The organism is Ligilactobacillus pabuli, from assembly GCF_022836475.1.
In the GTDB taxonomy this organism is placed as follows: domain Bacteria; phylum Bacillota; class Bacilli; order Lactobacillales; family Lactobacillaceae; genus Ligilactobacillus; species Ligilactobacillus pabuli.
The window spans coordinates 166,123-185,471 of the sequence record NZ_BQXH01000001.1 but is presented as its reverse complement, the minus strand read 5'-3'; the positions used below and the strand labels follow the sequence as shown (position 1 = coordinate 185,471).

Annotated in this window: 19 protein-coding genes; 17 read left to right on the top strand and 2 right to left on the bottom strand. The window is 40.2% G+C overall.

Going from position 1 to position 19,349, the window contains the following annotated elements; all coding sequences use genetic code 11:
- Window positions 1–5 precede the first annotated feature (5 nt).
- The 5 genes from LPAF129_RS00875 to LPAF129_RS00855 all read left to right on the top strand — a co-directional run bounded on the left by LPAF129_RS00875 (window position 6) and on the right by LPAF129_RS00855 (window position 5,084).
- Window positions 6–776 carry a 16S rRNA (uracil(1498)-N(3))-methyltransferase gene (locus tag LPAF129_RS00875; protein ID WP_244054080.1) on the top strand — a complete coding sequence of 257 codons (771 nt, stop codon included), beginning with the start codon at window positions 6–8 and terminating at the stop codon, window positions 774–776.
- Between the two features lie 115 nt (window positions 777–891).
- The gene (locus LPAF129_RS00870) at window positions 892–1,218 is read left to right on the top strand and encodes a hypothetical protein (protein ID WP_244054078.1); all 327 of its coding nucleotides are present in this window, start codon (window positions 892–894) and stop codon (window positions 1,216–1,218) included.
- Window positions 1,219–1,370: 152 nt separating this feature from the next.
- Window positions 1,371–3,605 (top strand): RelA/SpoT family protein, encoded by a 2,235-nt coding sequence (locus LPAF129_RS00865; protein WP_244054077.1) that lies wholly within the window; start codon window positions 1,371–1,373, stop codon window positions 3,603–3,605.
- 27 nt (window positions 3,606–3,632) lie between these two features.
- A complete protein-coding gene (gene dtd / locus LPAF129_RS00860) occupies window positions 3,633–4,085 on the top strand; it encodes a D-aminoacyl-tRNA deacylase (protein WP_244054150.1) in 453 nt (150 codons plus the stop codon).
- A gap of 45 nt (window positions 4,086–4,130) precedes the next feature.
- Window positions 4,131–5,084: an alpha/beta hydrolase fold domain-containing protein gene (locus LPAF129_RS00855; RefSeq protein ID WP_244054075.1), complete on the top strand. Its 954-nt coding sequence runs from the start codon at window positions 4,131–4,133 to the stop codon at window positions 5,082–5,084.
- Between the two features lie 132 nt (window positions 5,085–5,216).
- Here LPAF129_RS00855 and LPAF129_RS00850 read toward each other — a convergent pair whose 3' ends face one another.
- A complete protein-coding gene (locus tag LPAF129_RS00850; RefSeq protein WP_244054073.1) occupies window positions 5,217–6,077 on the bottom strand; it encodes an N-acetylmuramoyl-L-alanine amidase in 861 nt (286 codons plus the stop codon).
- Window positions 6,078–6,606: 529 nt separating this feature from the next.
- Here LPAF129_RS00850 and hisS point away from each other — a divergent pair.
- From hisS to LPAF129_RS00825, 5 genes are all read left to right on the top strand, one after another.
- The gene (gene hisS / locus LPAF129_RS00845; RefSeq protein WP_244054071.1) at window positions 6,607–7,905 is read left to right on the top strand and encodes a histidine--tRNA ligase; all 1,299 of its coding nucleotides are present in this window, start codon (window positions 6,607–6,609) and stop codon (window positions 7,903–7,905) included.
- A gap of 6 nt (window positions 7,906–7,911) precedes the next feature.
- On the top strand, window positions 7,912–9,702 hold the full coding sequence (gene aspS, locus LPAF129_RS00840; RefSeq protein ID WP_244054069.1) for an aspartate--tRNA ligase: 1,791 nt from the start codon (window positions 7,912–7,914) through the stop codon (window positions 9,700–9,702).
- A gap of 186 nt (window positions 9,703–9,888) precedes the next feature.
- Window positions 9,889–10,761 (top strand): YitT family protein, encoded by an 873-nt coding sequence (locus LPAF129_RS00835; protein ID WP_244054067.1) that lies wholly within the window; start codon window positions 9,889–9,891, stop codon window positions 10,759–10,761.
- Between the two features lie 23 nt (window positions 10,762–10,784).
- Window positions 10,785–11,957, top strand: a complete 1,173-nt coding sequence (locus LPAF129_RS00830; RefSeq protein WP_244054065.1) for a CDP-glycerol glycerophosphotransferase family protein — start codon at window positions 10,785–10,787, stop codon at window positions 11,955–11,957.
- 218 nt (window positions 11,958–12,175) lie between these two features.
- Window positions 12,176–13,513, top strand: coding sequence for an FAD-dependent oxidoreductase (locus LPAF129_RS00825; protein ID WP_244054063.1), 1,338 nt, complete (start codon window positions 12,176–12,178; stop codon window positions 13,511–13,513).
- A gap of 130 nt (window positions 13,514–13,643) precedes the next feature.
- Here LPAF129_RS00825 and LPAF129_RS00820 read toward each other — a convergent pair whose 3' ends face one another.
- Window positions 13,644–14,471: a pyruvate, water dikinase regulatory protein gene (locus LPAF129_RS00820; protein ID WP_244054062.1), complete on the bottom strand. Its 828-nt coding sequence runs from the start codon at window positions 14,469–14,471 to the stop codon at window positions 13,644–13,646.
- A 369-nt stretch (window positions 14,472–14,840) separates the two neighbouring features.
- On the opposite strand from LPAF129_RS00820, the gene rpsU reads away from it, so the two are divergent.
- The 7 genes from rpsU (at window position 14,841) to recO (ending at window position 19,319) form a co-directional block, all read left to right on the top strand.
- Window positions 14,841–15,026, top strand: a complete 186-nt coding sequence (gene rpsU, locus LPAF129_RS00815; RefSeq protein WP_003690207.1) for a 30S ribosomal protein S21 — start codon at window positions 14,841–14,843, stop codon at window positions 15,024–15,026.
- Window positions 15,027–15,047: 21 nt separating this feature from the next.
- Window positions 15,048–15,494 (top strand): GatB/YqeY domain-containing protein, encoded by a 447-nt coding sequence (locus tag LPAF129_RS00810; RefSeq protein WP_244054060.1) that lies wholly within the window; start codon window positions 15,048–15,050, stop codon window positions 15,492–15,494.
- Window positions 15,495–15,629: 135 nt separating this feature from the next.
- Window positions 15,630–16,610, top strand: coding sequence for a PhoH family protein (locus LPAF129_RS00805; RefSeq protein ID WP_244054058.1), 981 nt, complete (start codon window positions 15,630–15,632; stop codon window positions 16,608–16,610).
- A 32-nt stretch (window positions 16,611–16,642) separates the two neighbouring features.
- On the top strand, window positions 16,643–17,122 hold the full coding sequence (ybeY, locus tag LPAF129_RS00800; RefSeq protein ID WP_244054056.1) for an rRNA maturation RNase YbeY: 480 nt from the start codon (window positions 16,643–16,645) through the stop codon (window positions 17,120–17,122).
- Window positions 17,106–17,525, top strand: coding sequence for a diacylglycerol kinase family protein (locus LPAF129_RS00795; RefSeq protein ID WP_309296488.1), 420 nt, complete (start codon window positions 17,106–17,108; stop codon window positions 17,523–17,525). The genes ybeY and LPAF129_RS00795 overlap by 17 nt, the downstream gene beginning before the upstream one ends.
- Before the next feature lie 30 nt (window positions 17,526–17,555).
- Window positions 17,556–18,458, top strand: coding sequence for a GTPase Era (gene era / locus LPAF129_RS00790; protein WP_244054148.1), 903 nt, complete (start codon window positions 17,556–17,558; stop codon window positions 18,456–18,458).
- 78 nt (window positions 18,459–18,536) lie between these two features.
- Entirely contained in the window at window positions 18,537–19,319 is a 783-nt protein-coding gene (recO, locus tag LPAF129_RS00785; RefSeq protein ID WP_244054052.1) for a DNA repair protein RecO, read from the top strand.
- Window positions 19,320–19,349: the final 30 nt, after the last annotated feature.

Below are 19,349 nucleotides of genomic sequence, written 5' to 3'. Positions count from 1 at the left end.
AAAAGATGCAACGTTATTTTATTCACACAGACATTACCACTAATGAATTTACTTTGCCCACGGAAGTTTTTCACCATGCAATCAAGGTCATGCGTAATCAGGTGGGAGCACAATTGGAGCTGGTCGGTCCAGATCAATTAGTTAAAGTGGTTGAATTAACAGCAATCGAACCTGAACAAGCCCAGGCAAAGCTGGTGGAAACATTAACTGCTAAACCAGAATTACCCGTTCAAGTGCAAATTATTTGCGGAATCTCTAAGGGAGATAAAACTGAAAAAATTGTGCAAAAAGGGACAGAATTGGGTGCTGCCCAATTTATTTTTTATAATGGTGCCCGTTCAGTAGCACAATGGAATACTAAAAAAGCGGTCAAAAAAGTGGATCGTTTGCAAAAGATTGCTCAGGGAGCTGCTGAACAATCGCACCGAGTAGTTGTGCCAGAGGTGCTTTATTGTCAAAGTTTGGATGAAGTCCTTACAGCGATTGAAACTGCTGACTATCGAACCGTGGCGTACGAAGAATCTGCCAAACAGGGCGAAACGAGTCAACTAGCTCAAATTGTCCAGAAAATTAAAGCACAGCTTCAGGCCAAACCGCAGGCTCCGTGTCGTTTAGCAGCCTTTTTTGGACCAGAGGGCGGCTTTACTCCAGCAGAGGTTCAAACTTTGCAAGCCCAGCAAGTGGTCGCTAGTGGACTGGGACCGCGCATTATGCGGGCAGAAACAGCACCATTGTATTTACTGGCAGCTTTGTCCTTTGGTTTAGAGTTAGCTTAAAAACCGGCATAATTAACCAATTTGATGGGTAGTTATTAGCCAAAGAGCAGAATTGATTATCGACAAAAACTGGAGTAAAATACTAACTAAGAAATTTTGAAAAGCGGGGGCTTTTATGAAGGTCAGAGATCTTTTTACAATAAAAGCAGCATGGTGTTTAGCTTTTGGAGCTGTTTTTGCTTTTATTGTTCCAATTATTAGCGTAACACTAGGTTTAAATGATATTATGAAGGTAGGTTTTGTTCTACTGGGAGCGAACGTAGTCTATGCCATTGTTTTAGGATTGTATCTTGGTGCTAAAAAAATGTCATGGCTGATCCTTTTATTTTTTCCGGTACTATATTTTATCGGTTATAGATACTTTTTTGACGGCTATGCAGTTTATTTCACGGCAGTCTATCTATGCCTGACTTACCTTGCTTATGGAATCACCAAAGATTAAAAGGAACCGCACGTTTGTTTATCCAGGGTAGACATGCGTGCTTTTCTTTTAAATAAAAATTTTGTTAACGATGGAGGACTCAAGTTAGGAGGACAATTGCTCAAATATCCTGCCTAATTTGAAAATCCGAAGTTAGTTTGGGGTGAATACTCATGGAAAAAGAAACAATTTGGAGCGCTGAAGGCGTTCTTGAGATGTGTCAAAAATATATGAACCAAGAACATGTTGCATTAGTCCAAAAGGCCTGCGATTTTGCCACTTATGTTCATAAGGAACAGGTTAGAAAATCGGGCGAACCATATATTATTCATCCGATTCAAGTGGCCGGGATCTTGGCTAATTTAAAAATGGATCCAGCAACAGTTTGTGCGGGCTTTTTGCATGATGTTGTCGAAGATACACCAGTCACTTTAGGTGATGTCGGTGAACTTTTTGGTAAAGATGTGGAAATCATTGTTGATGGTGTGACTAAATTGAGTAAGATCAAATATATCTCTCACCAAGAAGCACAGGCAGAAAATCACCGGAAACTTTTACTTGCGATGTCTAAAGATCTGCGGGTCATTATCGTGAAACTCGCTGACCGCCTGCATAATATGCGGACACTGGGTCATTTGAGGCCAGATAAGCAGCGCAGGATCGCTAACGAAACGTTAGAAATTTACGCACCGCTGGCTGACCGTTTGGGAATCAGTACCATTAAATGGGAATTGGAGGATACATCCTTACGTTATTTGAACCCGCAACAGTATTACCGGATCGTCCATTTGATGAACTCTAAACGAACGGAACGCTTACAATATATTGAACAGGTGATCGAACAGATTAAACAAGCCATTGCAGATTTAGACTTGGATTGTGAAATTTATGGACGGCCGAAACATATTTATTCGATTTATCGTAAAATGCGCGATCAGCACAAGCAATTTGATCAAATTTATGATTTAATTGCGATTCGAGTCGTAGTCCGTTCAATTAAAGATTGTTATGCCGTTTTAGGTGCGATCCATACCCGCTGGAAACCAATGCCAGGACGGTTTAAGGACTATATTGCGATGCCAAAGGCCAATATGTATCAATCTTTGCACACGACAGTCTTAGGGCCAACTGGACGCCCGTTTGAAGTTCAAATTCGGACTGAAGAAATGCACCAAGTTGCTGAATTTGGGATCGCGGCTCACTGGGCTTATAAAGAAGGCAAAAAAGATGCTGTTAATTCGACGGAAACTGGCGAGAAGCTTAACTTTTTCAAGGAGATCTTAGAGTTCCAAAACGAATCAGAAGACGCTAACGATTTCATGGAAAGTGTTAAAGGCGACTTATTTTCTGACCGTGTCTATGTGTTTACCCCTAAAGGTGATGTTTTGGAATTACCGAAAGGTTCAGTTCCGTTGGATATGGCTTACTCAATTCATACTGAAATTGGGAATCATACGACAGGTACCAAAGTAAATGGTAAGATCGTCCCATTAAATTATCAAATTAAAAATGGTGATATCGTTGACATTTTGACCTCACAGAATTCTGCCGGTCCTAGTCAAGATTGGTTAGATTTAGTGCACACTAATAAGGCGAGAAATAAGATTCGCCGGTTCTTTAAGCTCCGTGACCGGAGTGAAAATGTCGCCAATGGTCAAGAAATTTTGCAGCATGCACTAGAAGACGGCGGCTTTGATCCGCATCAAGTCTTAGTGAGTGAAAATATTGAGCGAGTTTTAGAGCGCAAGCAGTTTAAGACGGTGGAAGACTTATATGCTTCAATTGGTTTTGGAGAATTACAGCCAATTGGAGTTGTGAACGTTCTAGTAGAAAACATTCGTCAAAAAGAAGAAGAAAAACGACGTCAGCAACAGGAAAAAGAGCTCTTAGAAGATCATAAGGAACTTAACACGGATAATAAGAATAATCAGAAAGCTAAGAAGTCGACTGATAAGGACGATAAAGTAGTCATTGCAGGGATCGATAACATGTTAGTTCGACTAAGTCATTGTTGTAATCCGATTCCTGGAGATGAAATCGTTGGTTATATTACCAAAGGTCGTGGTGTATCAGTTCATCGAATTGACTGTCCAAATGTGAAAAATGCAGAGAAAAATGGGACACGACTGATTGAAGTTTCCTGGAATAATTTACCAGAAGACCAAACTTACTATGATACGGATTTGGAAATCGAAGGTTATAACCGTTCCGGCTTATTAAATGACATTTTACAAATGGTCAACAATTCCACGAAGAATTTGAATTCGATCAATGGTCGAGTCGATAATAACAAGATGGCAATCATTGACCTTACAGTTGGTGTTCGTGATCAAGTTGAGTTGCAGCGTTTGATCGATAACGTTAAGCGGGTCGCTGACGTATATGTAGTGAAACGAGTGATCCATTAATTAAATGATGTGAAAGGAATGGATGTAGTGCGAGTTGTAGTTCAAAGAAGTCAAGCAGCACGGGTTGAAATTGACGAAAAAATCGTCGGACAAATTGACCATGGCTTTGTTTTATTAGTTGGTTTTACCAATGGCGATGGTGAAAAAGAAATTAACTACTGTGCTAACAAAATTGCTAAACTGCGAGTTTTTAGTGATGCAGACGGAAAAATGAATCAAAGTTTGGCCCAGGTTTCAGGGGAGATTTTATCAGTTTCTCAATTCACCTTATATGCTGAGACCAAAAAAGGGAACCGTCCTGGATTCTCCAATGCACAGGAACCAACTTTGGCAGCTAAAAACTATGACTTATTTAATCAGCGTTTACGTGAGAGTGGCTTAACTGTAGCCAGTGGTGTATTTGGTGCTGATATGCAGGTTTATTTGCAAAATGATGGGCCAGTCACAATTATTTATGATACCGCTGAAATTGACCTATAGATTTAGTTAACTTAGTCCTGAATTGAAAATAGAGAGGTAGTTTAGATGGCTTTAATTTCACTTGAACCAGAAGCTCGTGAAGTTTGTGAACGTGCAAAACGGATGAATTTTGTCCCGACGACGATTTCAATTAATGTGGTCCGTCAACGACTCGCATTAGAACAAAAATCGCCGGTCTATTTGCATCAGGTTCAATTTAAAGCTGAAACTATTGATTTGGGCCCAAAGTTGGGTCAGGTTAGAGTTTATCTGCTTTTTCCGACTGATATACGGCAAGATGAGCAGCTGCCGGTTGTTTTTTATATTCATGGTGGGCAGTTTATCGCGGGTGATCATCATTCATATAATAAGTTGATCAGAGAAATTACCGTTCGGAGTCGAGTCTGTTTAGTGTTCCCAGAATATAGTTTGGCACCTGAAGCTCAGGCACCGGTCCAAAATCAGCAATTATTAGCTGTTTTTAAACAACTACCATTGTTGGCTGCTAAATATCACTTAAATTTGCGGCGGTTAATTCTTAGTGGCGATGATGTTGGAGGGGGAATGGCTGTTTCTTTGGCTTTACAAACAGAAGCACAGCAATTACCCATTTATAAAATGTGTCTGTTTTATCCGGTTGTGAATTATAATTTTGACACTTTTTCATATATCAGTTTTGCAGGCGGATATAGTTTAACACGAACGCAAATGAAATGGTCGTGGGATCATTATTTGGGACCGCAAGCTGCTGGAAATTCGGTTGATTTTTCTCCTTTATTGGCTGCCAAAGAGCAGTTAGCTGCTTTACCTGAGACTTTAGTGATTTCAGCTGAAGCTGATGTGGTCCGGGATGAAGGAGAGGCTCTAGCCCGGAAAATTCGGGATGCCCATGTTAAAACCGTGCAGATCCGCTTACAGGCAACGATTCACGACTTTGTTTTAAAAAATGAGTTAGACACTACTGATGCGTGTCGCTTAGCCATGAATGTGGCTGTAGATTGGATTCGTCCCCACGCCTAGTTAGAATTCAGCATGGTGTGATGAACTTCTAAGCATTGAGAAAGAAAAAATACCCTTGCACTGACATAAATGCCGGTACAGGGGTATTTTTAGTGGGCCCGCTTAGCTTCTAACCGAGTTTTTCGCTCTGTTTTATTCTTCATGATGAAAATAGTCTTTTAAACCAGCAACGACTTGGCTGGTAACTTTATTTTGATAAGCATGCGACTTGATTTTCTCAAAGTCTCGCTCAGAGTTGATATAGCCCATTTCAAGTAAGACTGCAGGACGAGAATTATCTCTAATCACCAGAAAATCACCCAGATCAACGCCACGATTGTCTAAACCAAGGTCTTCAAAGTGCCCGTTGATCGTATTAGCGAGTTTCAATGATGGTCCTTTGTTGAAGTAATAAGTCGTGTAACCGGAAGCAACGTTAGCTTGAGGAGCTGAGTCAAAATGGAAACTAATAAAAGCGTCCGCATGGACTTGTTCTGCCAAGCGAGGGCGAGCACCTAAACTAACGGTTTGATCCTCAGTACGAGTCAGATAAACTTTGGCACCATGTAACCGTAATTTTTTGGCGACTTGTTTAGCGTAGCGTAAAGTATAAACTTTTTCTTCCTTTTTTGAATTAGAAAGAGCTCCTGAATCATGCCCCCCATGACCTGCATCAATTACAATGGTTGCATCAGATAAAGAGTCGAGCGGATTTTTATAAGAAGGCGATAGCATCCAATCAGCAACCCAGCCTAATTGATCATCATCGGTTTTCACATAGAGCCAATGTTGTTTAGTTTTCAGTACTCGTAGACGCTGCCCTTGTGTAAGGGTAAAGCGGTCTTTAGTTTCAATTCCTGGACCTTTTTTAAGTACTGCCTGAGTAGTTTGAACTTCAACTTGTTTGAAATAAGAGACCATTCGATAAGTTAAAATTCCTGCTAGAAGTACGATGATTCCTAATAAGATAATTTGATTAAGGGGAATTTTTGTCCCGTGTTTAATTCTTTGCATTGATCACACCATCCACATTAATTACCTGGGTAAATTAGTTATACACAAAATATTATACAAGACTTCAGGGTTTTTAACAGAAAAAGATGAAATAATTTTACTTATTTCCCAAAAAAAGGCATGATTTCAGGGAGAATTTGGGGAAAGACTTGATTTTCATTTTTTTTGTTTGTATACTGAAAAAAAGCCGTTGAGAAAGAATAGTAATTTAAAAAGAACTTGTCAGAGAACGAGGGATAGCTGAGATCCTCGCCTGGTTCTGCAGATGAAGACACTTTTAAGGCGTATGGCAACATACCGCACGCAGCGTTATCGCGAAGTAATAAATTAAGGTGGTACCGTGCAGAACTGCGCCCTTGTTCGAGTCAATTTATGACTTGGCAGGGGCTTTTTGTTTGTCTGCAGCTGTTTTTGACGGTCAAAAGTCTTGGCTTGAAAATTAATTAGAATTTTACACTGGCAAAACTTGTTGAACTTGGTTTGATTAGTTTGTTGGCAGAGAATTGATAGAGATTTGAGGAGGAGTATTATGAAATATCAACGTCCAAAGGGCACCGCAGATATTTTGCCCAATGAAGCAACTCAGTGGGCAGCGGTTGAAAGCTTAGCGCGAGAAGTTTTTAAAAAATATCGTTACCAAGAAATGCGCACACCAATGTTTGAAAGTTTTGATGTTTTTTCCCGCACTTCTGGGGAAACATCTGATATTGTTACTAAAGAAATGTACGATTTTTTTGATAAAGGTAACCGACACATTACCTTGCGTCCTGAAGGAACAGCGGGAATCGTTCGAGCTTATGTAGAAAATAAACTCTATGGACCAGAAATCCAAAAACCTTTTAAGACTTTCTATATGGGACCGATGTTTAGATATGAACGTCCGCAATCAGGCCGGTTGCGCCAGTTCCATCAAATCGGGGTTGAAGCTTTTGGGTCTGATTCACCAGCTTTAGATGTTGAAGTTGTTACTTTAGCGATGGCCTTATTACAAAGTGTTGGCCTAAATAGTTTGAAGCTCAGCCTAAATACTTTGGGTGATAATGAGTCTCGTCAAAACTATCGTCAGGCATTGATCGCATACTTGGAACCGCATGAAGCAGAATTGTCAGCAGACTCCAAGGAACGTTTGCACAAAAATCCTTTACGAGTTTTAGACAGTAAAGATGCTAACGATCAAAAAATTGTGGCAGATGCGCCATCGATTTTAGATTATTTGACACCAGCTGCCACAGAACATTTTACTCAGGTCAAAGAGTATTTGGATGCACTCAACATTCCATATGAAGTTGACTCAAATATGGTTCGTGGTCTAGATTACTATAACCATACCATCTTTGAAGTAATGTCAGATTCTAAAGCCTTCGGTGGAAAATGGACGACTGTTTGTGCGGGTGGCCGTTATAACGGTTTAGTTGAACAATTAGGCGGACCAGAAACACCAGGTGTTGGTTTTGGTTTAGGGGTCGAACGTTTGTTGCTGATCCTTGCAGCTGAAGGAATTGACTTAAACGAACAACATGATTTGGATGTTTACGTGGTAGGAATTGGCGCAGAAACAAATGCGGCTAGTTTAAAACTAGTGCAAGCTCTACGACAACAAGGTTTTAGTGCTGACCGTGATTATTTGGACAAAAAGCCTAAGGGTCAGTTTAAAGCTGCCAGCAAGGCCAATGCTGCTTATACTTTAACGATTGGTCAAGAAGAATTAGAGCAACACAAGGCCAACTTAAAGAACATGGCCAATGGGCATCAAGAAGCAATTGACTTGGAACAAATCTATACTGATTTTGGACAAGCCGAAGCAATTTTAGCTGAAAAGGAGAACTAGTTACTCATGAAAAGAACAACATATGCAGGAGCGGTCGATGAGTCTTATTTAGGCCAAGACGTTGTCCTCAAAGGCTGGGTCCAAAAAAGAAGAGACCTAGGGAACTTAATTTTTATTGATTTAAGAGATAGAAAAGGAATTGTCCAGTTAGTTTTTAGTCAAGAATTTGACGCCAAGGCTTTGGAAGTTGCCGATACCTTGCGGAGTGAATATGTGCTAGAAATTGCTGGGAAAGTCGTTGCGCGAGCAGACGGTGCGATCAACCCAGAGATGAAAACGGGTAAGGTTGAAGTGGAAGTTCACCAGATCAATGTCTTGAATAAGGCTAAAACACCGCCGTTTGATATTCAAGATGGCATCACTGCTTCAGATGACTTACGTTTGAAGTACCGTTATTTGGACTTGCGTCGGCCAGAAATGCAACGAGGCTTGTTGATCAGAAACCGGATCACCCAAGCTGTTCACCGTTACTTAGACAGCAATGACTTTGTTGATATCGAAACGCCTTATCTGACAAAATCAACTCCAGAAGGTGCTCGGGATTATTTGGTACCATCACGAGTTTATCCAGGTCATTTTTATGCTTTGCCACAGTCACCGCAGTTATTTAAACAATTACTGATGGGTGCAGGTTTTGATCGCTACTATCAAATCGCTCGTTGCTTCCGCGACGAAGATTTACGTGGTGACCGTCAACCTGAATTTACTCAGATCGATTTAGAAACATCATTTATGACGGCAGAAGAAATTCAGGAAATGACTGAAGGACTTTTGAAGGCTGTTATGAAAGAAGCCGTTGACTTTGACTTGACCACACCAATTCCACGGATCACATGGAACGAAGCGATGGACCGGTTCGGTTCCGATAAGCCGGATATTCGTTTTGCCATGGAATTACATGATATGTCTTCTGTAGTTGCAGACGCCGGCTTTAAAGTTTTTGACTCTGTATTAGCAGATGGCGGCCAAGTTAAAGCCATTGCTGTTCCGAATGGTGCTCAAGCATATTCACGGAAACAGATCGATGCTAAACAAGACTACATCAAGCGCTATGGTGCTAAGGGCTTAGCCTGGGTCAAAGTTACTGCTGATGGTTTACAAGGACCAATTGCTAAATTCTTTAAGGATAAAGCAGACAGTATTACCGCAGCTGTTGAAGCTCATGAGGGCGACTTGATTTTGTTTGTTGCTGATAAAGCTAAAGTTGTTGCCGATGCCTTGGGTTACTTGCGGACTTCGATCGCTAAAGAAATGGATATGATCGATGAAAGTGATTTTGCCTTTATCTGGGTCGTTGATTGGCCATTATTTGAATACAGTGAAGACTTTGGACGCTATATTGCAGCTCACCATCCATTTACTATGCCAAATGAAGAAGATTTGGAATTATTAAAGACTGATCCACATCAATGTCATGCACAAAGTTATGATATTGTCTTGAATGGTTACGAACTTGGTGGCGGTTCGATCCGTATTCACCGCCGTGACATCCAGGAACAGATGTTTAAAGCCCTTGATTTTACAAAGGAGAAGGCTGAAGAACAATTTGGCTGGTTCATGGAAGCTTTAGATTATGGTTTCCCACCACATGGTGGTTTAGCTCTTGGCTTAGACCGTTTCGCCATGCTCTTGGCTGGTCGCAATAATATTCGTGAAGTCATTGCATATCCGAAGAATTCAAAGGCTGCAGAACCATTGACGAACGCACCTAGTTTTGTTTCGGACAAACAATTAGGTGAACTGTTCTTACAAACAGATATCCCTGCTGATGCGAAAGTTAACCGACCTGAAGAATAGGTCAATTTGGAGTCTCCTATCACGGAGGCTCTTTTTTTAAATCAAATTTTTGCTGGGGTAAAGAACCCGGGGGTAAAGAACCTTTGGTATTCTGAAATTGGATTGGTATAATGTTTAGTATAATCAAATGGAATTCGATAAAAAAGCAGCAAGAATTTTACGAAAAAGGAGAACACATATAAATCAATGGATGAATTGCAACAGATCTGGAAAAGACATGCCTATGTGATGCGGGCATCAACGGCGTTTTTATACGGAATCATCGTTTCAATTGCAATGAACTTTTTTTGGACTCCTGGACATATTTATTCTTCGGGAATTACAGGTTTAGCTCAGTTACTAGCTACGATTTGTAAAAACAATTCGTTACCGCTGACAACAGCTTTTTGGTTGTTTGCATTAAATGTGCCGTTGTTTGTTTTAGCTTGGAGACAGATTGGCCATAGATTCACCGTTTTTACTTTTCTCGCAGTTGTATTTTCAAGTATCATGATCAAATTTATGCATCCGATCGATCTGACCACTGACCCGATCATTTGTGCTATTTTTGGTGGGGCAGTAAATGGTTTTGGGACAGGATTAGCGCTAAAAAATGGGATCTCAACCGGTGGCCTGGATATTTTAGGATTAGTGATCAAAAAGCACACCGGAAAATCCATTGGGACGATCAATATGTTGTTTAACGCTTTGATCGTTCTAGCAGCCGGCTTTATGTTTGGCTGGCCCTATGCATTTTACTCTGCGTTAGGTCTGGTAGTTAACGCTAAGGTCATGGATATGGTTTATACCAGACAAAAGAAAATGCAGGTGATGATCGTGACTTCTCGGCCGAATAGTGTGATCGATTCATTGCAAACCAGATTACGGCGAGGGGTAACGATCGTTCACGGTGCTGAAGGCGCCTATAAACATGACGCTAAAACGATCTTGTTTACCGTGATCTCACGTTATGAACAACCTGAATTACAGCGGGCAATGCACGAAGCCGACCCGCATGCTTTCGTAAGTATTGCGGAAAATGTGCATATTATGGGTCATTTCTATGAACCCGAGCTTTAACGATCGGAGATGGGACTTTTTTAATGTTTAAAACAATTTATTTGTGGCTGATCATGTTTTGTTCACGGTTGATTTCTAAGAAGCAGACCAGTGGAGTGGTTTATTTATTAAGCTTTGCCGGAAATGAGGACTTTATTATTCGTTTAGCCAGGCGAGTGCGTCAGGAACCAGGGGGCCGCTTAACCGTTTTGTATCGGCCAAATTGTCAAGCGAGTGCAAAACAGTTGCGAGAACACGGTATTACTTGCAGCCAGTTTTCTGACGGAGGATTTTTTTTGATCCATCAGTTAAAGGTAGTTTTACAGGCTCGCTTAGTTTTTGCTGATAATTATTATGCTTTTCTAGGCGGATGTGTCTTTAATAAAGAACAAACACGAGTGATCCAGCTCTGGCACGCTAATGGAGCAGTTAAAACTTTTGGCTGGGAAGAACCGCGGACAAAAGACCGCTCAACCGGAGATAAGAATCGGTTCCAAAAAGTTTATGATCAGTTCGATGATTTTGTGGTTGGTTCGACGCAAATGGCGGAAGTTTTTTGTAATAGTTACCACCAATCAATGGAAAAAATGCAAGTTTTAGGCTATCCCCGCACTGATTTGTTATTTGCTAAGGAGAAAAAAGCCCATAAAAGAAAGCAAATTTTGCAGCAACATCCTGAATTACAAGATAAAGAAATTATTTTATATGCACCAACATACCGGGAAACCGCGACTGGTGAAATCTATTTTGATTTGCCAGCCGACTTTACGGAGATGTTGGCTCACTTGAATCAAAAACAAGTGGTCGTCATGAAATTACATCCACATGTTAAAGAAAAAGCGGCCGAACTCAAAAAGTTAAGTTTGCCGCATGTGGTCTGGGTCGATGATTTTTCGACCAATGATTTATTGCTCATTACTCAACGCTTGGTCACTGACTATTCTTCAGTGATTTTTGATTATAGTTTGTTAGAAAATGCGCAGCAAATTATTTTCTATTGTTATGATTTTGAAAATTACTCCCAAGTCGTTGGGGTTCAACAAGACTTTAGCGAATGGTTGCCAGGCCGACTGGTTAAAACAGCTGATCAGTTAGAAGAACAACTTTTACAACCGTTGACAAGCAGCGATTTTAGTACTTTTAATGAGCTGTGGAATACGGCCAATGATGGGCATGCAGTTCAAAGAGTGATTGAAAATTATTTTTATGGTAATTAACTGATAATTAGCATCTGGATCTGTTTGAGTTCTTGATTAAAGGAAGCTCAAACGGATCCTTTTTTTAGTTGAATTTACTGGGTGAGCGAACTAATATACATGAATTTGAGCGGTTGAGTTGTCCATGGATGACTTTAATTATATAATAGTAAGTAAGTGGCACAGCGAGACTTGGAAATTTTGCTCGTAAATTGTGCCCACTTAGGAAGGAAATTAACATGAAGCATTATCAGAATATTATCGTTGGTTTTGGAAAAGCAGGCAAAACGCTAGCTGGTAGTTTTGCTAAACACGGCGAAGAAGTGTTAGTGATTGAAAAGGACGCTGAAATGTATGGTGGAACCTGCATTAATGTTGCTTGTTTGCCGACCAAGAACCTCATTACTAGTGCACAAAAAGGTATGAGCTATTCAGCAGCTCTAACACAGAAAACACAAATGGTGGAAAAATTGCGCCAGAAAAATTTTCATAAAGTCGCTGATCAGCCCACTGCTCAAGTTTTAAATGCCCAGGCTGAGTTTTTAGACAACCACACACTAAAGGTCACTGATGAATCGGGCGAGGAACAATTGACGGCTGACCGAATCTTTATCAATACTGGTTCTACGCCAATTCTACCCGAGATTCGCGGGATTCGTGAAAATAGTCCACGAGTCTTTACTTCAAAAACTTTGTTGGATCAAACTACTCAAATTCCACGTTTAGCAATTTTAGGGAGTGGACCGATAGGACTAGAGTTTGCATCGATGTACGCTAACTTTGGCAGTGCAGTAACTGTGATTGGTAAACAGTCCCACATTTTACCAGCCGCTGAACCAGAAGCAGCTGCACAAGCACAACAAGATTTGATTGAAGATGGAGTTAATTTTTATTTAGCCAGTGAATTGACAGAAGTGGCAGCGCAAGACGGAGCTTTATCGTTACAAGTCCAAACTGCCAGTGGTCAGCAAGAAATATCAGCAGATGCTTTATTAGTCGCTACAGGAAGAACACCCAACATTGCTGATTTACATCTAGAACGCACTGATCTACAAATTGGCAACCAGGGTGAAATAGTGGTTGATCAATTTTTGCAAACTAATGTTAGTGGAATCTGGGCGCTCGGAGATGTGGCTGGTGGTCCGCAATTCACCTACATTTCCTTAGATGATTGGCGCATCGTGGACAATCAGCTCTTTGGCAATCAGACTCGTAGTAAGCAAAATCGTCCCGTCCATGCAAGTTCAATTTTCTTAAGACCGGCCTTTAGTAGTGTTGGACAAACAGAAGCCCAGCTGAAAGAAGCAGGGATTGCTTATGAGGTTTACCAGATGCAAACCGCTGGTATCCCTAAGTCACAAGTTTTGCATGAAACGCGAGGACAATACAAAGTACTAGTTGCTGCGACTGATCACCAAATCCTTGGTGCAACAATTTATGCTGAGGAGTCTTATGAAGTAATTAATCTCATCAGCTTGGCAATGCAATATCACATTCCAGCAGAAGGGTTGCGGGATCAAATCTATACCCACCCAACGATGGCTGAAGCTTTTAATGATTTATTTGCGGGGCTTTAAAAAAATCCGAAAGCAACTAGTGATTCTTACCCAAATGACTGGTAGCCAGTTGATTATAAAAATCGCGCTAAAATGGCAGTAACTATCTGTCATTTTAGCGCGATTTTTATTTTTAAGAATAATTTTTTGGTTAAACGGTTGGATTTTGATTTTCACTTAAACTTTCCATAATTAAAGTGGCGGTCTCTTCAATCGATTTATTAGCGGTATTGATCACTAAGCAGCCTAACTTTCGGTACAGTTCCTGTGCAAAGTTTAATTCACTGTTGATATTGTCTAGGTTTGAATAGTGGGAATCAGGGTTTAAACCGTAGGCAACCATTCTTTGCCGACGAATTGAATTTAAAATTTCAGGATTATTAGTTAAACCAAAAATCTTGGAACGGTCAATTTCAAATAACTCATCGGGAAGCTTAGTTTTAGGAACCAGCGGTAAATTCGCAACTTTATAGCCCTTATTGGCTAAATAAAGGGAAAGGGGTGTTTTAGAGGTCCGTGAGACACCTAATAAGACAATGTCGGCGTGCATGAAGCCGCTTGGATCCTTGCCATCGTCATAAGTTACGGCAAACTCCATACATTCGATCCGCTTGAAGTAGTCTTGGTCAGTATGGTGATTCATGCCGGCTTCTAACCGTGGAGCAACGTTGGTTCGCTTTTCAAACATCCCTAATAAGCGGTCTAAAGCACCAACACAAGGTAATGAGTTTTCTTCGCAAAACTCAGTGATCTGTTGATAAAGTTCTTTTAAAACCAGGGTGTGGACGATCATTGCATCCGCACGTTTAGCACGCTTCAAAATCCCGCTGAGCAGAGAGGACGTTTTAACTAGTGGATACTGTTGAACGTCAAAATCAATTTCAGGAAATTGAACGATAGCGGCTTGAACCAAGTTATAGGCGGTTTCACCAATTGAATCTGAGATCACGAAAACTGTCACTTTTTTATTATCGGGCATAAATAATTCCTCCTAATTTGCTGTTAGTTGGAGAGACAAGCATTATTTGTCGCACTTCTTACAGTAATTATAACTGGAATGTTAGTAGATTAAAACTCAGAAGGTTGAGAAAAATGAGAACAGTTTATGAATTGGTCCGTTAAAAATGTGGTATGTGAATCAAATTTAAGCTAATAACTACGAAAAAATGACCTAAAAATCAATTATTTCGCAAATATTGCCAATTAAATCGTGAAAATTTTCAAATGAAGCAAAACACGTATTGACGCGTATTTTATGTTTATGTATAATAATAAGGAACTGTTAAGTTTGTGTTTGTTTATGCAATTTATACGGTTACACTTTAAGCTCGGAGGGAGGGAAAACATCATGTCAAAAACAGTCGTTCGTAAAAACGAATCACTTGATGACGCTCTTCGTCGCTTCAAACGTACCGTTTCCAAAACAGGTACATTGCAAGAATACCGGAAACGTGAATTCTACGAGAAGCCAAGTGTTAAGCGTAAGAAAAAATCTGAAGCAGCTAGAAAACGTAAAAACAAACGTCGTTTCTAAAGTCCTAAGGGGGCAGATGGATTGAGTTTACTAGATACACTGCAAAAAGATATGATTACAGCCATGAAAGCCAAGGATAAGGAAAAATTAAGTACTGTCCGGATGCTGAAGGCTGCAGCGACAAATGAAAAAATTAATTTGGGTCGCGATTTAAACCCAGACGAAGAAGTTTCAGTTTTGTCGCATGAGCTTAAACAACGAAAAGATTCCTTAGCTGAATTTAAAGCAGCTGATCGTCCTGAGACGGTTGCTCAATTAGAGAATGAAATCAAAATCGTTGAAAGCTATATGCCTACTCAACTTAGCGCAGATGAAGTTCAACAAATTGTTGCAACAACGATTGCAGAAGTCCATGCTGAATCAACTAGTGATTTTGGTAAAGTCATGGGCGCCGTGATGCCTAAAGTCAAAGGGCAAGCTGATGGTAAACTCGTTAACTCAACAGTTAAAGAGTTACTTTCTAAATAAACAAAGAAGTTCGACTTTCGGGTCGGACTTTTTTATTGATTTAAAAAGTTGGTTTTGATTTAGCCTGACTTGTAAAAACCTAAGCGATAAGCTATATTTAGAGTAGCTAACTACGAAATTAAAGGAGACCTTCAATTGTCAGAAAAACAAGTTGTTGAAAAAGAACTGCGAATCACCAAGCCAAATGTTCAAGCAATTTTATTTGGTGTGAATGATACTTATCTGAAACTGATTGAAGAAAGCCTCAATGTTGTAATTAAACCATTTGGTGAGGAAATCAAGTTTGAGGGCGAAAACCAGAGTACCGCTCAAGCAATCAATGTTTTGAAAAACCTGGCAGATTTAATTGAACAAGGGGTAAAAATTGCAGAAAGTGACGTTGTTTCAGCCGTAACGATGGCTAAAAATGGGACCTTAGCGGACTTTAAAGAGTTGTATCGAGAAACTTTGATCAAGGATAATCATGGCCGGCCAGTCCGTGTTAAAAATTATGGGCAACGACGTTATGTTCATGCCATTAAAACTTCAGACCTAACGTTTGGGATTGGTCCAGCCGGAACCGGGAAAACATTTTTAGCCGTGGTAATGGCGGTGGCAGCACTAAAGAAAAAAGAAGTGGAACGCCTGATTTTAACCCGACCAGCTGTTGAAGCTGGTGAGTCCTTAGGATTTTTACCTGGGGACTTGAAGGAAAAAGTTGATCCATATTTACGACCAATTTATGATGCTTTATATGCGATTTTAGGTGCTGAACACACTGAAAGATTGATTGAGCGCGGTGTGATCGAAATTGCACCATTGGCTTATATGCGTGGGCGAACGTTGGAAAACGCATTTGTGATTTTGGATGAGGCTCAAAATACAACACGGGCTCAAATGAAAATGTTTTTAACTCGTTTAGGCTTTGGCTCAAAAATGGTGGTCAATGGTGATATTAGTCAAATTGATTTACCAAAAGGGCACCAGGAAAGTGGTTTAGTTGACGCACGTAAGGTGCTGCAAGGCTTGCCGCATATTGAATTTGTCGAATTCTCGGACACAGAAGTTGTTCGGCATCCAGTCGTGTCAGAAATCGTTGCTGCTTATGAAAAAGTAGCTGCTAAATTACCACAATAAAAATTTTAGAAAAAACGAGGATTAGTTAATTTATGGATCTAGAAATATTTGATGAAACAAAAAAAGTATCCCAAGAATGGCTGACTTTAATTGAACAGTTATTAGACTATGCTGGTAAATATATTGAATTGCCTGATAATACTGAAATGTCAGTGACTTTGGTTGATAATGAAAAAATTCATGCGATCAATAAAGAATACCGCGGAGTAGATAAGGCGACTGATGTGATCAGTTTTGCAATCGAGGAAGATGATGGCGAAGACCTGCCGATTATTTTGAGCGACGAATTAGCCTTAGAAATTCCGAAGAATATCGGTGACATTTTTGTTTCAATTGACAAGGTCAAAGAACAAGCTGAATACTTGGGTCATTCACAAGAACGAGAACTAGGCTTTTTAGTTGTCCACGGTTTCTTGCACTTGAACGGTTATGATCACATGCAGCCGGATGACGAAAAGGAAATGTTTGGCTTGCAAAGAAAGATTCTAGATGCTTATGGCCTTAAAAGATAAAAAGTCCTACACTACTCAGTGGAAAAACCGGAATTTCATTCAGGCTTTAAAGCATGCAGGTGAAGGTTTACAGACAGTTTATCATGATGAGCGGAATTTCCGCTTTGATTGTTGGGCAGGTTTAGCGGTAGTGGCAGCGGGATTTTTGCTCCAAGTCACTAACAATGAATGGCGAAGTCTGTTGCTCGCGGTCTTTTTAGTCTTGGCTAGTGAAGCGTGGAATACGGTGATTGAAAATATCGTTGACTTGATCTGCGGGACAAAACACCAACCAGCTGCCAAAAAAGCTAAAGATATTGCTGCTGGGGCAGTTTTATTATCATCGCTTTATGCAGTTTTCACTGCTGCAATGATTTTATTGCCGAAACTCTGGCAATTTTTGGTTGCGCTGAGAGTTAATTAATGTTGCATTGAAATGAGAAAGGAAAATAAGATGACAAATGCTTTTCATTCTGGCTTTGTAGCCATTATTGGACGTCCCAACGTGGGGAAGTCTACGTTTCTAAACCACGTGATTGGACAAAAAATTGCGATTATGAGCGATAAACCCCAAACTACTAGAAATAAAATTCAGGGGATCTATACGACTAATGATTCTCAAATTGTTTTTATTGATACTCCAGGGATCCATAAACCGCAAAGTAAGTTAGGCGATTTTATGGTTGATTCAGCTTTATCAACTTTGAATGAAGTTGACGCAGTATTATTTATGGTTAACGCAACACAAAAGCGGGGCAAGGGCGATGATTTTATCATCCGTCGTTTACAAAACGTTAAAAAGCCGATTTACTTGGTGATCAACAAAATTGATCAGGTTAAGCCTGATGATTTGTTGCCAATTGTCGATGATTACCGTCAAACTCTAGATTTTCAAGAGATTTACCCAATTTCTGCGCTAAAGGGTAACAACGTGGACGAATTAGTGGACAATTTGGTGACTGATTTACCAGAAGGACCACAATTTTATCCGGAAGATGAGATCACTGATCACCCAGAACGTTTTATTATTTCTGAACTGATTCGGGAAAAGGTCAATCAACTAACACGTGAAGAAGTGCCGCATTCTGTTGCAGTGGTGACTGAACGGGTCAAGCGTCAGGATGAACAGAAAGTTCAAGTTTCCGCAACGATCGTCGTTGAACGTAATAGTCAAAAAGGAATCATTATTGGCAAAGGCGGAAAAATGCTGAAGCGGATCGGTACATTAGCCCGTAAAGATATTGAAACCTTGCTTGGTGATCGAGTATTTTTAGAGTTGTGGGTCAAAGTCCAAGAAAACTGGAAAGATCGCCAAACTGATTTACAATCACTAGGTTATAAGCAAGACGATTATTAAAATTGAGGCAGATCTAGCAGTGAAAGTCTAGGTCTGTTTTTTTGTTAGCAAGTTTGGTTAAAGTAAGGAAGTGCACAAATGGCGACCCACCAAGCAGTTGATTTTCAGGGCATCGTGATTTCGCGGTCAGACTATAAAGAACGAGATATGCTGGTTAAAATTTTGACAGACAAATTTGGTATCAAAACTTTTTTTGTCCGTGGTGCAAGAAAAAGAGGCTTTAAGCTGGCAGCCGCGATTTTGCCCTTTTCTCATGGGACTTATTTTGGGACGGTGCATGATACTGGCCTATCCTTTATTTCAGGAACAAGAGAACTTGACCAGTATCAAAGGATTTTTACAGAAATCGAATTAAACGCCTATGCTTCATATATTCTAGGATTAGCAACAGCAGCGTTTGGAACTGATCAAGCGCTACCGCCACTCTGGTTTACCAAAATTTTTACAGCAATCAACTTAATTGATGAAGGCTTGGACCCAGCAATCATTACCAATATTATCGAAATTCAGTTGCTGGAAACGTTTGGGGTCAAACCTTCATTGGAAAGTTGTGTTATTTGTCAAAATACTCAGGCGCCATTTGACTTTTCCGAAACTTATGGGGGCATTTTATGCCAACGACACTGGCATTTAGACCCGCATCGGCTGCATTTAGACCAGCGAACGGTCTACTATTTGAGACTTTTTTCAGTGGTTGATTTAACTCAGTTGCATTCGATTAAGGTCAAAGAAAGTACTAAAAAGGCGTTACGAAAAACACTGGATGCGATTTATAGTGATCAAGTTGGGGTCTTTGTTAAAGCCAAAAAATTTCTTGATCAAATGAGCGGTTGGGAGCAACTTTTAAAAAAAGACGATTAAAATGCCAGCTGTGCGGGTTGAAAACGTTCA

What these genes read in the sequence shown, in the direction of transcription:
- era (WP_244054148.1), top strand. Translation starts at nt 17,556, where the DNA reads ATGACAAATGCTTTTCATTCTGGCTTTGTAGCCATTATTGGACGTCCC.
- rpsU (WP_003690207.1), top strand. Translation starts at nt 14,841, where the DNA reads ATGTCAAAAACAGTCGTTCGTAAAAACGAATCACTTGATGACGCTCTT.
- hisS (WP_244054071.1), top strand. Translation starts at nt 6,607, where the DNA reads ATGAAATATCAACGTCCAAAGGGCACCGCAGATATTTTGCCCAATGAA.
- LPAF129_RS00875 (WP_244054080.1), top strand. Translation starts at nt 6, where the DNA reads ATGCAACGTTATTTTATTCACACAGACATTACCACTAATGAATTTACT.
- LPAF129_RS00835 (WP_244054067.1), top strand. Translation starts at nt 9,889, where the DNA reads ATGGATGAATTGCAACAGATCTGGAAAAGACATGCCTATGTGATGCGG.
- LPAF129_RS00820 (WP_244054062.1), bottom strand. Translation starts at nt 14,471, where the DNA reads ATGCCCGATAATAAAAAAGTGACAGTTTTCGTGATCTCAGATTCAATT.
- aspS (WP_244054069.1), top strand. Translation starts at nt 7,912, where the DNA reads ATGAAAAGAACAACATATGCAGGAGCGGTCGATGAGTCTTATTTAGGC.
- LPAF129_RS00825 (WP_244054063.1), top strand. Translation starts at nt 12,176, where the DNA reads ATGAAGCATTATCAGAATATTATCGTTGGTTTTGGAAAAGCAGGCAAA.
- LPAF129_RS00850 (WP_244054073.1), bottom strand. Translation starts at nt 6,077, where the DNA reads ATGCAAAGAATTAAACACGGGACAAAAATTCCCCTTAATCAAATTATC.
- LPAF129_RS00870 (WP_244054078.1), top strand. Translation starts at nt 892, where the DNA reads ATGAAGGTCAGAGATCTTTTTACAATAAAAGCAGCATGGTGTTTAGCT.
- recO (WP_244054052.1), top strand. Translation starts at nt 18,537, where the DNA reads ATGGCGACCCACCAAGCAGTTGATTTTCAGGGCATCGTGATTTCGCGG.
- LPAF129_RS00855 (WP_244054075.1), top strand. Translation starts at nt 4,131, where the DNA reads ATGGCTTTAATTTCACTTGAACCAGAAGCTCGTGAAGTTTGTGAACGT.
- LPAF129_RS00865 (WP_244054077.1), top strand. Translation starts at nt 1,371, where the DNA reads ATGGAAAAAGAAACAATTTGGAGCGCTGAAGGCGTTCTTGAGATGTGT.
- ybeY (WP_244054056.1), top strand. Translation starts at nt 16,643, where the DNA reads ATGGATCTAGAAATATTTGATGAAACAAAAAAAGTATCCCAAGAATGG.
- LPAF129_RS00830 (WP_244054065.1), top strand. Translation starts at nt 10,785, where the DNA reads ATGTTTAAAACAATTTATTTGTGGCTGATCATGTTTTGTTCACGGTTG.
- LPAF129_RS00795 (WP_309296488.1), top strand. Translation starts at nt 17,106, where the DNA reads ATGGCCTTAAAAGATAAAAAGTCCTACACTACTCAGTGGAAAAACCGG.